The following is a 17458-nucleotide window of genomic DNA, read 5'->3' on the forward strand; positions in this document are numbered from 1 at the left end:
ACATCTCAGCATTCAACGCCGTCAACGTCACAGTCTGTGCGAAGGCCGGCAACGTCGTCGCTGCTAAGACCAAAAATGTGGACGCGTATAGGCGCGTTTTCGGGCTTATGGTCATCATCTATGTCCTCGTTAACCAGTCTGAAAAAGTGCCCGGACAGCCGTCCGTATGCGACCGTGGCGGGCATTGCAGATGGATCATTGCGGTCCAAGTTGTCAAAGATGAGGCGCACTCATCGCAGTTTTTTATAAGTTAATCATTATTAATAATTTTTAGGTTACCCAATTTTCTTGAAAACATTGGCTCAAGGACGGAATTCGGAGAATTAATCAACCCCTCTATATAAATAGGCTTTCCATGCTAAATTGCATGTATGAAACTCAAGCAATTCCGCATATTTGTTGTGTTGGCCGACGAACTCCATTTCGGACGTGCGGCCGAACGTTTGCATCTTGCCCAGCCCGCCCTCTCTGCTCAGATCAAGATGCTGGAGTATGATTTGGGCGTTCCGCTCTTTATTCGCACGACGCGACGTGTCCGCCTCACCTCTGCCGGAGAGGCATTTCTGCCAGAGGCATTGGCCACGATTGCCCAGTCTGAGGCCGCAGTGCGTGTAGCGCGATCCGCCGGAGAAGAAGGGGCACATATTCTAAAGATCGGGGGGGTGGATTCAGCGACGGCAGGGCTTTTGCCGCGCGTGGTCCGTCGTTTCAGAGAGGTCAATCCGAACGTCAATCTGAAAGTGTTTGAAATGCTCTCGGCCCCCGCATTGAACATGTTGGAAAACCGCTCGCTCGACATTGCGTTCGTGCGCAAACCACCCAATGATGAACATTTGCAGTCACGGTTTATTCTATCCGAACCTATCGTCGCAGCGCTTCCGAAAAGTCACCCGCTTGCAAGTTCATCTGAAATAGCGATTTCCGATATTGCGCATGAACCGCTCGTCATTTCTGGGCGCAGCAGCCGCCCCATCATGTTTGATGTCGTTCTCGACTATCTGCGTTCAAACGGGATCGAACCCAATATCCTGCAAGAAGCAAATGAAAGGCACATGATTATCGCAATGGTCGCGTCAGGTCTTGGTGTCTCGTTGGTTCCGTCATGGGTCAGCGACTTCAGGCGGGATGATGTCGTTTTCCTGCCGCTGAAAGGCGGTGGTCCGACCGTTGACGTACATGCGGCGTGGCGAGAAAATGAGCAAATGTCGGTTGTCACCGATTTTTTAGAATACTTGCCGAATGCATCAGTACCTCTCGGCCTTTGATGAAGACCCACTCTTGCCGCTACGCTTAGACATCAAGAATAAACTATGTTTATCAAAAGTGGCGAATGTCGAAACGCAAATTGGCATGAGGAGAAATACCTCTATCGAGTACCGTTTTCCGTATACCACTATTTGAATTGTCCGGTAAGAACTATTGATCCATTGTAACGATTAACCCCAACAAAGCCACGACCCGCGTGTCGATCAGAAGGTCGGATAAATATGAGCAACCTCCGAGAACATGCCTCAAATCATTTGCGAACAGCAGCCGGTACATACATAAGGGCCGTCCTCACCCTCGGGAGCCAAAGCCGATCAGTCTGATACTGCGCTGCCTCTGAGGTCTGCTTCGAGCTCCGTTGTGTGAATTCGTTTTTGTGCTGCGCAAGCTCGCAGTACAAAAAGTTGCCGTAGTTGCGCAAATTCTTACGCCGTGCCGCAACCAGAAAACCGGATATTCAAACAAATTCAAAAATGCCGCCTAATCACGTAGTCACTAACTTTCGGGCATAGCTCTATTAAAGCGTGTTCGAAACGTCCAAAGAGCCGGTTGCGAGGGATCTCGACGCGCGGGTGTTGATGGGGAAGACTGGTTGGCACATTTTGACATCCAGTGCATCGAGAGGCTGGCAACCGATCCTTGCCGTGAAGACACATTAGAGCTTTGGACAAACAACGTCGTTGAGTGTCGTGCGCTGAGCCCTCAATGCTGAAAACAGCGGAGCAGCCTTTACCAAATTGCTATTTATTGCGTCCCACTTGACCGCGAAAAGCATTTGAGCGTCGGGGCTTAGTTTTTGTATCAAGGACGCAATCTCAATGTCAGATGCTTTCCCGGGTCGTGAGAAGTCCAGCGTGACGTCGTTGGCATAGGCCCAGTGATCAAGGTCGCGCGAGACGAACTCGCTGCCGTTGTCGCCTCTGATCGTATTGGGATAGGCGATCCGCCCATAGACATGTTCGACATCTGCACGAGGTCTTCTGCCCGATAACTGAACCTCGGATCGGCCACCGGACAACCGGATCAGTCCCTGGTACGGCGGTGGCAACACGAACGCTGGCGGAAATGACGAACTATCGGATCGATGAAAAGGATAAGGATATCCTAGTGCTTCTCGGCCCCGGACTTTGCAGGTGATAAATTATTGGCGAAGGTCTCGGTTAGCTTTGGCATTTTGTTGTTTTTTTTGTAGGAAACTACATGCTACCAGGTGCAATCACGCGTGGCTGCATACAAGATATTCTGAAATGAAACTCTTAGCAACACCGTGCGACCACACGAAACTCAAAGCGCTTCCTTGGAAGGCTGAGGTCTTACCATTACACAACGCCCGCGCGCTGTGCCGTGGGCATATTTCACAGAACACATAACGTCAAGAAACCAACGCGCCTCTTTTGCAACTCTACCCTTTCAGATACGCAAACGCGCCGCAGTTTCCCGCGGCGCGCCGTTTCGCAAAGCCTGCTGGCCTATTTCATCGTGATGCGCCCATCGGTGTAGGGCGTGTAGGGCGCATTTGCCGCGATGTATTCCGCCGTGACGTCGGCCAGATCGGGGCCGAAATCATAGGCGTTTGCTGCGCCCTCAAACATCACATAGCCGTCGCCACCGTTGCGGACATAGTTGTTGGACACCACACCATAGGTCGCAGCCAGATCAATGGGTTCGCCACCCACCATGACGTCGGAAATCCGCGAACCGGGCTCGGCGGCAGCATCGACCGCAAAGGTCATGCCAGCCACCTGCGGGAACCGCCCGGCGCCTTCTTCGATCTGGCTAACCCCGTTTTCAAGCGCCGCTACAATTGCTTCACCCGTGACCTCAAATGTCGACAAAGTGTTCTGGAACGGCAGCACTGTCAGCACCTCGCCCATCGTCACTTCGCCTGCGTCAATGGATGCGCGCAGGCCACCACCATTCTGGATCGCGATCTGAACGCCCTGATCCTTGACCCGGTCCAGCATCGCATCAGCGACCAGATTACCCATGGGGCATTCCATCGCGCGGCAAACGGAACGGTCGCCTTCAATGGGTTCTGCGGTATCGGCCACAACCCGGTTCTTCATCTCTTCGATGGGTCCGGCCAATTCGGCCACGCGTGCGACCGCAGCCTCATCCTCGGCCACGCTTGCATCCAGCAGGATGGTATCGCCAGAGGCAGAGGTTACGTTGCCAGCATCATCGAATTCCAGCACCAGATGACCAATGTACTTTGAATAGGCATAAGCCTGCACGACCGGTACGTCACCGACCATGGTCGGATAGGCCATCGCCCCTTCTTCCGTGTTCGAAAACAGCGTGTGAGAATGCCCGCCCACAACGGCATCAAGTCCGGCAACGTTTTCAGCGATCATCTTGTCTCTGTTCACACCGACATGGGTCAGCGCAATGATCTTGTCGATGCCCTCGGCCTCCAGCGTTGCAACATCGGCGCCAAGGCTTTCCGCTTCATCGGTGAAGATAACGGCATCCGATGGGCTGGAGGTTTCGACTGTATCAACGGCCAGCGCCGAAACGATACCGATTTTCTGTCCACCAACCTCAAGAACCACATGGTTTTCGACCTGGCCGGCCAGAATATTGGAACTGGACACGTCGATATTCCCCGAAATGATCGGGAAGGACACATTATCGGTCAGCTTGCGCAGCCCTTCATCGCCATCGTCGAATTCGTGGTTGCCCACGGCCATGGCGTCAAAGCCGATAAGTTCCGCAAATTCAGCCTCCACATCGCCCTTGTAGGTCGTGTACATCAGGCTGCCCTGATACTGGTCGCCCGCATCCAGCACGATGACGTTTTCGCCGGCCAGTTCCTCGCGCAACTCATTGATCTTGGTAATCACGCGCGCGATGCCGCCAAAACATTCGCCAGCGGCGTTGTCTTCGGCATTGCAGGTCGAATCAAAGCGGTTGATCGGTTCGATCCGGCTGTGCAGATCGTTGATGTGAATCACGTGCAAAGTATAATCGGCATAGGCTGTGCCCGCCGTCAGCGCCAAAGCGCAGGTTGTCATTAGAATTCGCGAAATCATTTGGATTTCCCCCTGTTGTTATGCAGGCCAGATTGACCCCCGCCATGGGTAGAGTCAAACGGCTTCGCCTGCCTGTACCGAACGGACCTTACGTCAGTTTTGTAACAGCTCTGCGGGTTGACCTTGCGCGCCGTGCGCGCGATGACGCGCGAATGTTGATCTACAAAATCTTCCGAGCCGATGAATGGGCTGCGTTGCAGGCCGCAGGTGAGACCGATGGTGCCCCGATTGATATGACCGACGGCTACATCCACTTTTCGGGCTCCGACACCGTGGCACGAACGGCCGAGCTCTATTTTAGGGACGAGGAAGGTCTGGTTCTGCTGGCGGTAGAAGCCGAAGGACTGGACAGCCTGGAATGGGAAGCCTCGCGCGGCGGCGCGCTCTTCCCGCATCTTTACCGCAAATTGCGCCTGTCGGATATCAAATGGCACAAGCCGCTGCCCATCGTTGATGGCGTCCACCAGTTTCCGGAGCTGGAATGAAGCTGCTGGAACAGATTGGGCTGGCCGCATTGCGTCAGGTGGATCCCGAACGCGCCCATGGCATGGCACTCAATGCGCTCAATGCTGGGCTGGGGCCTCGCGGCGGGCCGTTTACCACTGATCGGTTGCAGACAACGCTCGCCGGTCTCGATCTGCCGAACCCCATCGGATTGGCGGCGGGTTTTGACAAGAATGCGACGGCGTTGCATCCGCTCGCCCGTACAGGTTTCGGCTTTCTGGAGGTCGGGGCCGCGACCCCGCACCCACAGCCCGGCAACCCCAAACCACGCTTGTTCCGGCTGGCGCAGGATCAGGCGGCCATTAATCGGTTCGGATTCAACAACGATGGGATGACGGCCATCGCCCAAAGGCTCGCCCGGCGTCCGGCGGGTCGGGTCGTTGGACTAAACCTTGGGGCCAATAAGGACAGCAGCGACAAATCCGCAGATTTCGCCACGGTGCTGGCGCATTGCGGCCCCTATGTGGATTTCGCTACAGTCAACGTGTCATCGCCCAACACCGAAAAACTGCGGGACTTACAGGGTAAGGCGGCGCTTGCCGCACTTCTGGGCCAAGTCATGGACGCGCGGGCAGAATTGACCAAACCCATCCCCGTATTCCTCAAGATCGCACCCGACCTGACAACTGACGAAATCGGCGAAGTCGCCGAAGTGGCCAACACATCGGGCATCGACGCAATCATTGCTACGAACACCACGCTTGATCGGGGCGGGCTGCACGGGCCGCACAAGGCTGAGGCCGGTGGCCTTTCAGGCCAGCCGCTTTTTGAGAGGTCGACACGGGTTTTGGCCCAACTGGCGGGGCTGACGGACCTGCCTATTGTCGGGGTCGGCGGGATCGGCAGCGCCGCTCAAGCCTACGACAAAATAAGGGCCGGTGCATCGGCGGTACAGCTATACACCGCACTGGTCTATGGCGGGCTTTCACTGGTCGATGATATTGCCAAAGGTCTTGATGAACTGCTGGTCCGGGACGGATTTGACAACGTGGCCGACGCCGTTGGATCAGGCCGCAACGACTGGCTTTGAGGGCGCGGCGGCAGCCTCAAGCGCCGGATATTTCCAGGCCAGTGTCAGACCGCGCACCACAAAGCTGACATGCAACCCCAGCCACAGCCCGTGATTGCCGAAGGCAGCCATCAAAGGGATGACAGCAGCGAAATAAACGACGGTCGATACGATCATCATGTTACGCATATCCGCTGTCCGGGTCGCCCCGATGAATATTCCGTCCAGCATCCATGCCGCGACCCCCACAATAGGGGCCGCGACCATGTAAGGCAGATAGACACGCGCGGCCTCCTGCACCTCGACCGATTTGGCCATGACGTCGATGACCGTTGTTCCGAACACCGCAAAGCATATGGCAAGCACGACGCAGGTCCCCGCGCCCCACGCACTGCTCAGCACCGCACTGCGCCGCAACTCACCGCGTGCTTTCGCCCCCAACGCCCGGCCCACCAGCGCCTCGGCTGCAAAGGCGAACCCATCCAGTGCGTAAGCCGTCACGTTGAGAAACTGCACAAGGATCTGGTTGGCCGCCAACGGCACATCGCCAAACTCCGCACCGTAGAACAGGAAGCTGACAAAGATCGCCTGCAACAACACCGACCGGATCAGGATATCAGTATTCACGATGGCCATATGTTTCAGGCGCACCAGATCAAAAACGCGTGCGGCGGTGCGCCACGCGGTCCCGGCAAATGCCGCGCGGCACAGCCACAGGCCCAGCGCCAGCCCCGACCATTCGGCCATGAACGTGGCCCATGCCACGCCTTCGACCCCCCAGCCCAGTTCCAACCCCAGATAGTAGCTCAGCGCGATGTTGCTGCCATTCATCAGGAACTGAATCGCCAGCACCGCGCGGGTGCGTTCCTGCGCGATCAGCCAGCCGGTGATCCCGTAAAGGGCGATTGTGGCCGGGGCAGACCAGACCCGGATCACCATGTACTGGCGTGCCAGAGTCTCAACCTCTTCACTGGCGGGTGCGACCCAAAAGGCCCCGTGGAACAACGCGACCTGAGCGAGGATGATGACCGCCCCTGCCCCGAACCCGATCAACAAAGCCCGCGACAACAGGGCGTCAACCTCGTCGGTATCCCCTGCCCCGCTCGCCTGCGATGTCAGGCCCGTTGTCCCCATCCGCAGGAAGCCGAAAATCCAGTAGATCGCCGACAGGATGATGGCGCCGATGCCAACGGCACCAATTGGCGCGGCCTCGCCCAATTGCCCCACGACGCCGGTATCGACCACGCCAAGGATCGGCACGGTCGCATTCGACAGCACGATGGGCAGCGCGATCTTCAGAACGCGCCGGTTGGTCAGCGTCTCAGCCATCGCGCGGCGGCATCAGGAAATGGCCCGTTGCCTGCGCAAACAGCTTGCTGCGATTATCCTGCCAAGCCTCGACATGGACCGATGCATAACGGCGGCCCGACCGGTTGACCCGCGCGCGGGCATAAGCATCGCGCGGCAGGCCGGACCGTAAGTAGTCAACCGTGAAGTCAATCGTCTTGGGCAGGCGGATCCGCGGGGCGTGATCGGTGACCAGCCCAGCCTCCATATCCTCCCAAACCATGGCCCAGCTCAGTTCCATGATCGCCGTGACCTCAAGGAACGCCGCGGTGACCCCGCCATGCAACGCGGGCAGCATTGGGTTGCCGATCAGCGCTTCATCAAACGGCAGGATGCCGGTAAGCTCATCACCACGCCGGTCAATCTCGATCCCCAGATACTGCATGTAAGGCACACATTCGACCAGCTTGCGCAGGGTCGCATCGCGGCGTTGCTTGACGATTTGCACGGGTTCAGGGCGGCGGCTCATGATTTTGGCCTTTCGAGGGTAAAGGTGCCGGTAGCGGTCGCGACCGGACGACTTGGGTCGCCATCAACAGCCGTGGCGCGGACAAAAGCAACCGAACGGGTCACATGATAACAATCCGCCGTGGCCGTGATGCGATCACCCGGTGTGGCCGGACGCATATAATCAATCCGAAGGCTTAGGGTCGCCGTTCCGATCGGGGCTTCGGGATGGGCCATCACAGCAGCCCCGCCGCAGGTATCCATCAGGGCAGACACCGCCCCCCCATGGATGACACCGGTTTCGGGATCACCGACAAAGCGATCATCATAGTCCATGCAGATCGTGGCCTTGCCATCCCCGATCTCGGTCAGGTCCATGCCCAGTGCGCGGGCATGGGGGATCGCCTCGATGAATTTGCGGGCAAGAAGCTCCCTGCGGGCCTTTTGTTCATCGGACATGATCACTCCTTCGTGCGCGGCAGAATTGAGTGCAACTTCGCACTTGCCGAGGTGACTGCAAGTGCTATATCTGCAATTAAGAATAATTCGCAACAAGGATCTGGCGAATGGATACGTCCACGAATCTGCCCACCGTTGTGTTACCCCGCCTTGTCGGGCCTTTCCGCGTCAAACGCCTGATCGTTGCCATGCTGCTGCTGGCCCTCGCAGTCGCCCCTGGCTTTCTGGGTGAACTGACGCGCGGGCTGATGATTGATGCCTATGTTCAGGTCTCCGCCTTTGTGGCAGCGACCCTGCTGTTGTTCTACGGGGCAGAGCGGATTTTCAAATTCGACATCGGCGAGGCGTTAAAAGGCGCAAAGGGGTTTCAGGTCCCGCTCGCCGCATTGCTGGGCGCAACGCCGGGCTGTGGTGGCGCGGTTGTGGTTGTGGCCGCCTATTCATCGGGCAATGTGGGTTTCGGGGCTGTTGTTGCCGCGCTGACCGCGACGATGGGCGACGCGGCCTTTCTGCTGATCGCGACACGACCGGATGCGGCGATTGTTGTCTTGCCGCTCTCATTCGCCATCGGCATTCTGTCAGGCTGGGTGGTTGATGCGCTGGCGGGTGACAGGATGCAGGTCGATGCATCGCAGCAATGCGAACTGGCACCACTTGTCGGCAAGACACGAGCCAAGGACTATGCCTTTCTGGCGCTGGCCATCCCCGGCCTGATCATCGGCGTCACGCAGCTGTCGGGTTTAGATGTCTACGAGGTATATGGATCACTGGTCGCCATTGTCGGGCTTGCCGGCACAGCTGTCGGGATCGGCATTTGGGCCACATCGCGCCTGACGGCCATGACCAATGCCAAGGACAGCCCGGTCACGCGCATGGCAGAAGAAACCGCCTTCATCTCCGTCTGGGTGATCGGGGCCTATCTGGCCTATGATTATATCGTCGCCTTCACCGGCCTTGATCTGGAGGCAAGCTTCAGCGCCGTTGCACCCCTGCTGCCGCTGATCGCGATTATTATCGGGCTTGTACCGGGCTGCGGCCCGCAAGTTCTGGTGACGACACTTTATGTCAACGGGCTGATTCCGTTCGCCGCCTTGATGGGCAACGCGATTTCGAACGATGGGGATGCGTTGTTCCCCGCCATCGCGCTGAACCCGAAGGCTGCGATCTGGGCGACCGTCTATTCGACCATACCCGCGTTGATTGCTGCCTATGCATTCTATTTCTTCGCCCCCGGCTTCATGAACTAGGTCACTGATCCGCCGTTGCCCCACCGAAAACTTGACGCTACGGTGGGGCCAAGGGAGGTCGCCATGTCAGAAAAACGTCTTTCATTCAAAGAGATGTGTGCAGAGTTCGACGTTACACCGCGCACGCTCCGCTATTACGAATATATCGAACTGCTGACGCCCGAAAAAGAAGGACGTTCGCGGTTCTATGGGCCAAAGGAACTGGCGCGCATGACGCTGATCCTGCGCGGACGACGCTTTGGCTTCTCGCTGGAAGACATCCGGCAATGGCTGATGATCTATGAAAACGAAGGCACCGAAGCGCAGATGCGCGAGTGGATCACGCTGGCCGACAAGCAGATGATCGAACTGGCCGAACAGAAAAAGCAGCTGGAAGATACAATGGCCGAGCTGAAATCGCTGCGCGACGAGACGGCAAAGACGTTGGGCTGACGACGCGCCCCGCATTTCGCTGGCTGACATTGCGTCAACCAGCCCCCTGCAAGATCACGACACCGTCAGTAAAGCCGCATTTGACGGGCCAAAAACGGACCCGTTTCGTTTAGAAATGCTGAAATCATCGTTTTGATAATCCGCAAAAACCCTTATTTTAAACGTTTGCGGGGAATTCCGTGAAATTTTTCCCTGTTTTTTAATTGCGCCTGACCCCGCGTCATTTTTGCTGACCTTTCGTCAGCCTGCAAATGACGCCACGTTCCGTTTACGTTAACGTCAGCTTTGCTTGTATGGTGGCCCACGACTCCGCAAATGCGTGGCATCGAAACCCGCATGAGGAACGAAACGATGACGACAGAAACGATGAACATCCGCCAAATGTGTGACGCTTTTGATGTAACGCCCCGGACGCTTCGGTTCTACGAAGCCAAGGAACTGCTGTTCCCGATCCGCGAAGGCCAGAAGCGTCTGTTCACAAAACGCGACCGGGCCCGGCTTAAGCTGATCCTGCGCGGTAAACGCTTTGGCTTCAGCCTGGAAGAAATCCGCCAGTTGCTGGATCTTTATCACATGGATGACGGGCAAGAGGCCCAATTGTCCAAGACATACGAACTGGCCCAGCAACACTTGGCCGACATGGAAGCCCAGAAAGCCGAACTTGAAGAAGCCATTGGCGAACTTAAGGAACAGATGGCCTGGGGCGCAGACAAACTGGCTCAGCTGAGCAAGGAAAAATCAGTCGCGGCCTAAACCGCCGCGATGACCACACACGACCTGAGGAGAGACACCACATGCCGATTTACAACGCACCGACCAAAGACATCCAGTTTGTCCTGCATGATCTGCTGAAAGTCAGCGAACAGGATATCGAAGGCTTCGAAGACCTTGACCGCGATTTCACCGGTGCCGTTGTCGAAGAGGCCGGCCGCATCGCAACCGAAGTCCTGCACCCCCTGAACGTGGTGGGCGATACCGAAGGCTGCGTGATGGAAAATGGTGTCGTCCGCACCCCAACTGGATTCAAAGAAGCCTTCGAGCAGATGAAAGAAGGCGGCTGGACCGCCATGGACTGCGATCCTGACTATGGTGGCCAAGGCCTTCCTTACGTCATGCACACCGCAGCACAAGAGCCGTTCGTGTCCGCCAACATGGCATTCAACATGTATCAGGGTCTGACCCACGGTGCCTATTCCGCGATCTATGCGCATGGATCCGACGAGCAGAAACAGAAATACCTGCCCAAAATGGTGTCCTGCGAATGGACCGGCACCATGAACCTGACCGAACCGCATTGCGGCACCGATCTGGGCCTTATGCGCACCAAAGCCGTGCCAAACGGTGACGGGTCCTACAAAATCTCTGGCCAGAAGATCTTTATCTCGGCTGGCGAACACGACATGGCCGACAACATCATCCACCTTGTCCTCGCCAAAATTCAAGGCGGCCCCGAGGGCATCAAGGGCGTGTCGCTCTTCATCGTGCCCAAGTTCATGGTCAACGATGACGGTTCGCTTGGTGCTCGCAATGGCGTCGCCTGTGGCAAGATCGAAGAGAAAATGGGCATCCACGGCAACTCGACCTGTGTGATGAACTACGACGAAGCCACCGGTTTCCTCGTCGGTGAAGAACACAAGGGCATGCGTGCCATGTTCACCATGATGAACGAGGCGCGTCTGGGTGTGGGCTTGCAAGGCTATGCCCAGGCCGAAAGCGCCTATCAGAACGCTGTCGCCTATGCCAATGACCGTCTGCAAGGGCGTGATGTGACCGGTGTGAAAAACCCCGATGGCCCTGCCGATCCGCTGATCGTGCATCCCGACATTCGCCGCAACCTGATGGACCAGAAATCTTTCGTCGAAGGCGCACGCGCTTTCACATTCTGGGGCGCCTACCTGATCGACCGCGCGCATAAGAACCAGGACGCGGATGCGGACGGCCTGATCTCCCTGATGACGCCTGTCATCAAGGGCTTCCTGACCGACAAGGGATTTGAATACGCCACAGCAGCCCAGCAGGTCTATGGCGGGCACGGCTATATCGAAGAATGGGGCATGTCCCAATATGCCCGCGACGCCCGGATCGCCATGATCTACGAAGGCGCCAACGGCATTCAGGCGCTGGACCTTGTGGGCCGGAAACTGGCCCAGGATGGCGGCAAGCATGTGATGGCGTTTTTCGATATGGTCAAAACCTTCATCAAGGAAAATGAAGGCAACGAGGCCCTGAAGAAAGACTTCCTTGAGCCGCTGAAAGCCGCATCAAAGGATCTGCAGGCCGCCGGCATGTACTTCATGCAGAACGCGACCAAGCCGAACAATGCGCTGTCGGGGTCCTATGACTTCATGCACATGATGGGCCATGTCTGCCTTGGCCTGATGTGGGCGCGCATGGCAAAGGCCGCGATGGAAGCATTGGAAGGCGGTGCATCTGACACTGAATTCTACGAAACCAAGATCGCAACTGGCCGCTACTACATGGCCCGCCAACTGCCTGCCACATCCATGCATCTGTCGCGCATCAACACCGGTGGCGACACTGTGATGGCGCTCGAAGCCGCAAACTTCTAAGCTGATCGAGAGGGCGCGAGACTCGCGCCCTCCTCCGACGCAGCATGCGTCACGCGATTGGGTTGGGAGGCCTTTTACATGTCCATGAAACTGCACTGCTTCGCTGAAAGCGGAAACGCTTACAAGGCGGCCCTGACCCTCACCCTTGTTGATGAGGCTTGGGAACCTGTGTTCGTGGACTTCTTCAAAGGTGCCACCCGGACCCCCGAATTCCGCGCGCTGAACATCATGGGCGAGGTGCCCGTACTGGAAGATGGCGATACCATCCTGACCCAATCCGGCGTCATTCAGGACTATATCAGTTCCAAAACCGGGAAACTGGGCGGTCGGTCCGCCGCTGAACGGCGCGACGTGTTGCGCTGGATGTTCTTTGACAATCACAAGGTGTCCGGCGTGGCTGGCCCCTTGCGGTTCAATATGAACTTCCTGCCCGAAGACAAACGCAATGCCGACGTCAACGCCTTCATGGCGATGCGCCTTGGCTCTGCGCTGAAAATTCTCGAAACGCAGCTTGATGGCCGGGACTGGCTGGCCAGTGATGAAATCACAATCGCCGATATCGCCTGCTGCGGTTACCTGTTCTACACCGAAGACTTCACCTTCGACCGGACCCAGTACCCAAATATCAACAGATGGCTCGACCGCATTGCAGCGCAGCCTGGCTGGAAACACCCTTATGATCTGATGCCGCGCGCCCTCGGGTAGCACGGCCACAACGGAGGACCTTATGACCGAAGCCTATATCTATGATGCCGTGCGCACACCGCGTGGCAAGGGCCGCAAAGACGGCAGCCTGCACGAAGTGACTGCAGCGCGCCTGTCCGCTGGCGTGCTCAATGAACTCAAAAGCCGCAACAACCTCGAAGGCCACGCCGTTGAGGATGTGATCTGGGGCAACGTGACTCAAGTGGGCGAACAGGGTGGCTGCCTTGCACGGACCGCCGTGCTGGCCTCTGACCTTGACCAATCCATCCCCGGTCTGGCGATCAACCGCTTCTGCGCCTCTGGCATGGAAGCCGTGAACCTTGCCGCCAATCAGGTCAAAGGCGGGGCTGGTCAGGCCTATATCGCCGGTGGCGTCGAAATGATGGGCCGTGTGGCCATGGGCTCGGACGGGGCTGCGATCGCCGTTGATCCGTCCATCGCGATGGACACCTATTTCGTCCCGCAAGGGATCAGCGCCGATATCATCGCCACCGAATACGGCTTCAGCCGCGATGACGCTGACAAACTGGCGATGGAAAGCCAAGCGCGCGCGAAAAAAGCATGGGATGAAAAGCGGTTCGAGAAATCCGTTGTCACTGTGCGCGATGTGAACGGCCTGCCGATCCTGGAACATGACGAATACATGCGCCCCGGCACCGATATGCAGACACTGGGTTCGCTGAACCCTGCCTTCCAGCAGATGGGTGAGGTCATGCCAGGCTTCGACAAGGTCGCGCTGATGAAATACCCCCATCTGGAGCGGATCAACCACATCCACCACGCCGGCAACTCGTCTGGCATCGTGGACGGGGCCGCCGGTGTGCTGGTCGCTTCCAAGGAATGGGGTGAGGCGATGGGCCTTAAACCCCGCGCCCGGATCAAGGCCACCGCCAAGATCGGCACCGATCCGACGATCATGCTGACCGGGCCGGTTCCGGTGACAGAACACATCATGAAACAATCGGGCATGTCGATCAGCGATATCGACCTGTTCGAGGTGAACGAGGCGTTCGCGTCTGTCGTTCTGCGCTTCATGCAGGCCTTTGATGTCGATGACAGCGTGGTCAACGTCAATGGCGGTTCCATCGCGATGGGTCACCCGCTGGGTGCCACAGGTGCCATCATCATCGGCACATTGCTGGATGAGCTAGAGCGCACCGGCCAAGGCACCGGCCTTGCCACGCTTTGCATCGCCTCCGGCATGGGGGCGGCCACGATTATCGAGCGCGTTTAGGACAGTATGCTGCAACCCGAACTCAAAACAGCGCGTGACGTATCGGAATACCTGCTGAAAGTGACGGCGGACGCCCTCATGCAACAGGATTTCGAAAGCTTTGCCGCGGTGTTCGGGTTGCCCCAAACCCTGACGACTGAAAATCGTGAAATCCGGCTTGTCACACGTGACGACCTTGAGGCGACATTCCAGAAAATGTGTCAACATTTCCAATCCCTTGGCGTGACAGAGCTGCGGCGCACCTGCGAAGCGGCGGCGTTTGACGGGCCTGACCGGGTGACGGCGACACATACCAGTTATGTGATCGCGAACGGCGAACCGGTATTGCCTCCCTATCCGGTGTTTTCGGTGCTGGGGCGCATCGACGGCTTTTGGAAGATCATGCAATCGGAATATGCGTTGCGCGACGACGATCCCCAGGCAAAGGCTATGTCACCGCTGAAGGCGAATGACGACAAGGCGATGGCAATCTATCAGGATCATCTGGACCGAACGACCGACAGCATGATGCGAAGTGACTTTGCCGCCTTTCAGAAATCGTTCAGGCTGCCGCACACGATGCGGACCGAAACAGATGTGCAAATCGTCAGCACGGTTGACGAAATGCGCAAGACGTTCTTCAAGTTTGCGGCAAAATACGCAGGCCTGGGTGCGACCGATTTTGTTCGTATCGCCAAAGAGGCGCATTTCCATGCCGAGGACGAGATCAGGGGCATCCACGAAAGCCACCTGATCCGAAACGGCACACGCTTGATCCCGCCTTATCCCAACCGCGTCAGACTGGTCCGCTGCGAAGACGGGCTTTGGCGCGAAACCCACAGCGCCAATGCCATGCTGAACACATCCGACCGTTTTCATCTTTGGGCCGAGGTGTCATCGACACCGCGTCTGCCCGATCTCGACATCGATCCCGAAAGGACATCCAAATGAGCGACTTTAAAAAGAATACTGATGCTGATGGCGTCACAACGATCACATGGGACACCGTTGGCAAGTCCATGAACGTCATGAGCCGCGAGGCGATGCAGGATCTGAACGCATTGATTGACGACGCACTTGCCGATGATGCCGTCAAGGGCATCATCATCACATCCGGCAAGGAAGGGTCATTTGCCGGGGGCATGGACCTGAACGTGCTGGCCAGCATCCGCGACGAAAGCGGCGACAACCCGGCACAGGGTCTGTTTGATTTCACCATGGCCGGGCACCATATGCTGCGCAAGATCGAACGCGCTGGCATGGACCCCAAGACCAACAAGGGCGGCAAGCCGATTGCGGCCGCCCTACCCGGCACCGCTCTGGGCATCGGTCTGGAACTGCCACTTGCCTGTCACCGTATTTTTGCCGCCGACAATCCGAAGGCCAAGATCGGCCTGCCCGAGATCATGGTCGGCATCTTCCCCGGTGCCGGCGGAACAACCCGTCTTGTTCGCAAACTGGGCGCGATGGCTGCATCGCCCCTGCTGTTGGAAGGCAAGATGAACGATCCAAAGAAAGCCAAAGCCGCGGGCGTCATTGATGAGGTCGTGCCAGCGGATGAGCTGTTGGCCAAAGCCAAAGAATGGGTACTGTCCGAGCCAAAAATCGTCAAACCATGGGACGAAAAGGGCTACAAAATGCCCGGCGGTGCACCCTATCACCCGGCCGGTTTCATGACTTTCGTCGGTGCGTCCGCCATGGTCAACGGCAAGACCCAGGGCGTCTACCCAGCCGCCAAGGCTCTGCTGTCCGCTGTTTACGAAGGCGCACTGGTCCCATTCGACACCGCGCTCAAGATCGAGGCCCGCTGGTTCACCAACGTCCTGATGAACCCAAGCTCGTCGGCCATGATCCGCAGCCTCTTCATCAACAAGGAAGCGCTGGAAAAAGGCGCGAACCGCCCCGAAGCCCCTGATCAGAAAGTCAAAAAGGTCGGTATCATCGGCGCCGGCATGATGGGTGCCGGTATCGCTCTGGTCTCCGCGCTGGCAGGCATCCAGGTCGTCCTGATCGACTCCAGCCAAGAGGCGGCGGACAAAGGCAAGTCCTACACCACCGCCTATATGGACAAGGGGATTTCCCGCAAGAAAGTCACCGAGGAAAAGAAAGAGGCCGTGCTGGGCCTGATCAACGCCACAACCGATTACGCCGCTCTTGAAGGCTGCGATCTGATCGTCGAGGCCGTGTTCGAAGACGTCGGCGTCAAGGCTGAAGTCACCGCCAAAGTGCAGGCCGTCACCGGCCCCGATTGCATCTTTGCCACCAACACATCGACCCTGCCAATCACCGAACTGGCCAAGGCGTCCAACGACCCCGAGAAATTCATCGGCATCCACTTCTTCTCCCCCGTGGACAAGATGCTGCTGGTGGAAATCATCAAGGGCAAGGCAACGGGGCCTGTCGCCGTAGCCAAGGCGCTCGACTACGTCCGCCAGATCCGCAAGACCCCGATTGTCGTCAATGACGAACGGTTCTTCTACGCCAACCGCTGCATCATTCCCTACATCAACGAAGGGATCCGGATGGTGAAGGAAGGGGTGGAACCCGCCCTGATCGAAAACGCCGCCAAACTTGTCGGCATGCCGCTGGGCCCGCTGCAACTGGTCGATGAAACTTCCGTCGATCTGGGCGTGAAGATCGCCAAGGCGACCAAAGCGGCGATGGGCGATGCCTATCCCGATGGCGAGGTGGACGAGGTTCTGTTCTGGATGTTCGACCAGAACCGTCTGGGCCGCAAGTCAAACGCTGGTTTCTATGCCTATGACGACAAAGGCAAACGTCAGGGTCTGTGGGACGGTCTGACCGCGCAATACCCTGTTGCCGACGAACAACCCGACCTGACCACCGTGCAGCACCGCCTGCTCTTCGCGCAGGTTCTCGAAGCTGTCCGTGCACTGGAAGAAGGCGTGCTGGAAGACATCCGCGAAGGCGATGTTGGCGCGATCCTCGGCTGGGGCTTTGCCCCATGGTCCGGCGGCCCGTTCAGCTGGCTCGACATCATCGGCGCGCCTTATGCCGCCGAACGCTGCGACCAGTTGACCGCTGAATTTGGCGACCGGTTCAAGACACCCGGTCTGCTGCGCGAAATGGCCGACAAAGGTCAGGAATTCTACAAACGCTTCGGACAAAGCGCCAAAGCAGCCTGATACATCCCGGTGCGGCCCTTCACGGGGGCCGCATCAACCCCGCGTGACCGCCCGCTGCCAGTCGGTCCTCACCCAGATCCC

The 17458-nt window shown here is 57.7% G+C and carries 16 protein-coding genes and 1 pseudogene; 12 read left to right on the top strand and 5 right to left on the bottom strand.

The annotated features are described in order from the left end of the window. A partial coding sequence (locus tag ACFWW4_RS18545; RefSeq protein ID WP_411892220.1) for a hypothetical protein occupies positions 1 to 254 on the top strand: 254 nt, incomplete at its 5' end. Between the two features lie 117 nt (positions 255 to 371). Then, positions 372 to 1265 (top strand): LysR substrate-binding domain-containing protein, encoded by an 894-nt coding sequence (locus ACFWW4_RS18550; RefSeq protein ID WP_411892221.1) that lies wholly within the window; start codon positions 372 to 374, stop codon positions 1263 to 1265. Positions 1266 to 2086: 821 nt separating this feature from the next. Here the strand turns inward: ACFWW4_RS18550 and ACFWW4_RS18555 are convergent. After that, positions 2087 to 2280 (bottom strand): annotated as a pseudogene (locus tag ACFWW4_RS18555) (IS3 family transposase); the annotation flags it as partial. A gap of 455 nt (positions 2281 to 2735) precedes the next feature. Further along, positions 2736 to 4298 carry a bifunctional metallophosphatase/5'-nucleotidase gene (locus tag ACFWW4_RS18560; RefSeq protein WP_411892222.1) on the bottom strand — a complete coding sequence of 521 codons (1563 nt, stop codon included), beginning with the start codon at positions 4296 to 4298 and terminating at the stop codon, positions 2736 to 2738. A gap of 152 nt (positions 4299 to 4450) precedes the next feature. On the opposite strand from ACFWW4_RS18560, the gene ACFWW4_RS18565 reads away from it, so the two are divergent. Further along, entirely contained in the window at positions 4451 to 4783 is a 333-nt protein-coding gene (locus tag ACFWW4_RS18565; protein ID WP_411892272.1) for a DUF952 domain-containing protein, read from the top strand. After that, a complete protein-coding gene (locus ACFWW4_RS18570; protein ID WP_411892223.1) occupies positions 4780 to 5832 on the top strand; it encodes a quinone-dependent dihydroorotate dehydrogenase in 1053 nt (350 codons plus the stop codon). Before ACFWW4_RS18565 ends, ACFWW4_RS18570 begins: the two co-directional genes overlap by 4 nt. Here the strand turns inward: ACFWW4_RS18570 and ACFWW4_RS18575 are convergent. The 3 genes from ACFWW4_RS18575 to ACFWW4_RS18585 are packed head-to-tail and all read right to left on the bottom strand — an operon-like array spanning position 5809 to position 8064. Continuing rightward, positions 5809 to 7140, bottom strand: a complete 1332-nt coding sequence (locus ACFWW4_RS18575; protein WP_411892224.1) for an MATE family efflux transporter — start codon at positions 7138 to 7140, stop codon at positions 5809 to 5811. The genes ACFWW4_RS18570 and ACFWW4_RS18575 overlap by 24 nt on opposite strands. Further along, positions 7133 to 7627, bottom strand: a complete 495-nt coding sequence (locus ACFWW4_RS18580) for a PaaI family thioesterase (RefSeq protein ID WP_393930461.1) — start codon at positions 7625 to 7627, stop codon at positions 7133 to 7135. The genes ACFWW4_RS18575 and ACFWW4_RS18580 overlap by 8 nt, the downstream gene beginning before the upstream one ends. After that, complete coding sequence (locus ACFWW4_RS18585) at positions 7624 to 8064, bottom strand: PaaI family thioesterase (protein WP_393930459.1); 441 nt, start codon at positions 8062 to 8064, stop codon at positions 7624 to 7626. The genes ACFWW4_RS18580 and ACFWW4_RS18585 overlap by 4 nt, the downstream gene beginning before the upstream one ends. A 107-nt stretch (positions 8065 to 8171) precedes the next feature. Between ACFWW4_RS18585 and ACFWW4_RS18590 the strand changes: the two genes are divergently transcribed. The 8 genes from ACFWW4_RS18590 to ACFWW4_RS18625 all read left to right on the top strand — a co-directional run bounded on the left by ACFWW4_RS18590 (position 8172) and on the right by ACFWW4_RS18625 (position 17377). Then, complete coding sequence (locus tag ACFWW4_RS18590) at positions 8172 to 9311, top strand: putative manganese transporter (RefSeq protein ID WP_411892225.1); 1140 nt, start codon at positions 8172 to 8174, stop codon at positions 9309 to 9311. Positions 9312 to 9374: 63 nt separating this feature from the next. Continuing rightward, positions 9375 to 9743 (top strand): MerR family transcriptional regulator, encoded by a 369-nt coding sequence (locus ACFWW4_RS18595; protein ID WP_393930455.1) that lies wholly within the window; start codon positions 9375 to 9377, stop codon positions 9741 to 9743. A gap of 351 nt (positions 9744 to 10094) precedes the next feature. Then, positions 10095 to 10496 (top strand): MerR family transcriptional regulator, encoded by a 402-nt coding sequence (locus ACFWW4_RS18600; protein ID WP_393930453.1) that lies wholly within the window; start codon positions 10095 to 10097, stop codon positions 10494 to 10496. Between the two features lie 41 nt (positions 10497 to 10537). After that, positions 10538 to 12313 carry an acyl-CoA dehydrogenase C-terminal domain-containing protein gene (locus ACFWW4_RS18605; RefSeq protein ID WP_411892226.1) on the top strand — a complete coding sequence of 592 codons (1776 nt, stop codon included), beginning with the start codon at positions 10538 to 10540 and terminating at the stop codon, positions 12311 to 12313. Between the two features lie 78 nt (positions 12314 to 12391). Next, positions 12392 to 13018: a glutathione S-transferase family protein gene (locus tag ACFWW4_RS18610; RefSeq protein WP_411892227.1), complete on the top strand. Its 627-nt coding sequence runs from the start codon at positions 12392 to 12394 to the stop codon at positions 13016 to 13018. A 22-nt stretch (positions 13019 to 13040) separates the two neighbouring features. After that, positions 13041 to 14252 carry an acetyl-CoA C-acetyltransferase gene (locus tag ACFWW4_RS18615; RefSeq protein ID WP_411892228.1) on the top strand — a complete coding sequence of 404 codons (1212 nt, stop codon included), beginning with the start codon at positions 13041 to 13043 and terminating at the stop codon, positions 14250 to 14252. 6 nt (positions 14253 to 14258) lie between these two features. Next, positions 14259 to 15182, top strand: coding sequence for a hypothetical protein (locus tag ACFWW4_RS18620; RefSeq protein ID WP_411892229.1), 924 nt, complete (start codon positions 14259 to 14261; stop codon positions 15180 to 15182). Next, positions 15179 to 17377, top strand: coding sequence for a 3-hydroxyacyl-CoA dehydrogenase NAD-binding domain-containing protein (locus ACFWW4_RS18625; RefSeq protein ID WP_411892230.1), 2199 nt, complete (start codon positions 15179 to 15181; stop codon positions 17375 to 17377). Before ACFWW4_RS18620 ends, ACFWW4_RS18625 begins: the two co-directional genes overlap by 4 nt. Positions 17378 to 17458 lie beyond the last annotated feature (81 nt).

This window comes from Yoonia sp. SDW83-1 (assembly GCF_046762885.1).
Taxonomy (GTDB): domain Bacteria; phylum Pseudomonadota; class Alphaproteobacteria; order Rhodobacterales; family Rhodobacteraceae; genus Yoonia.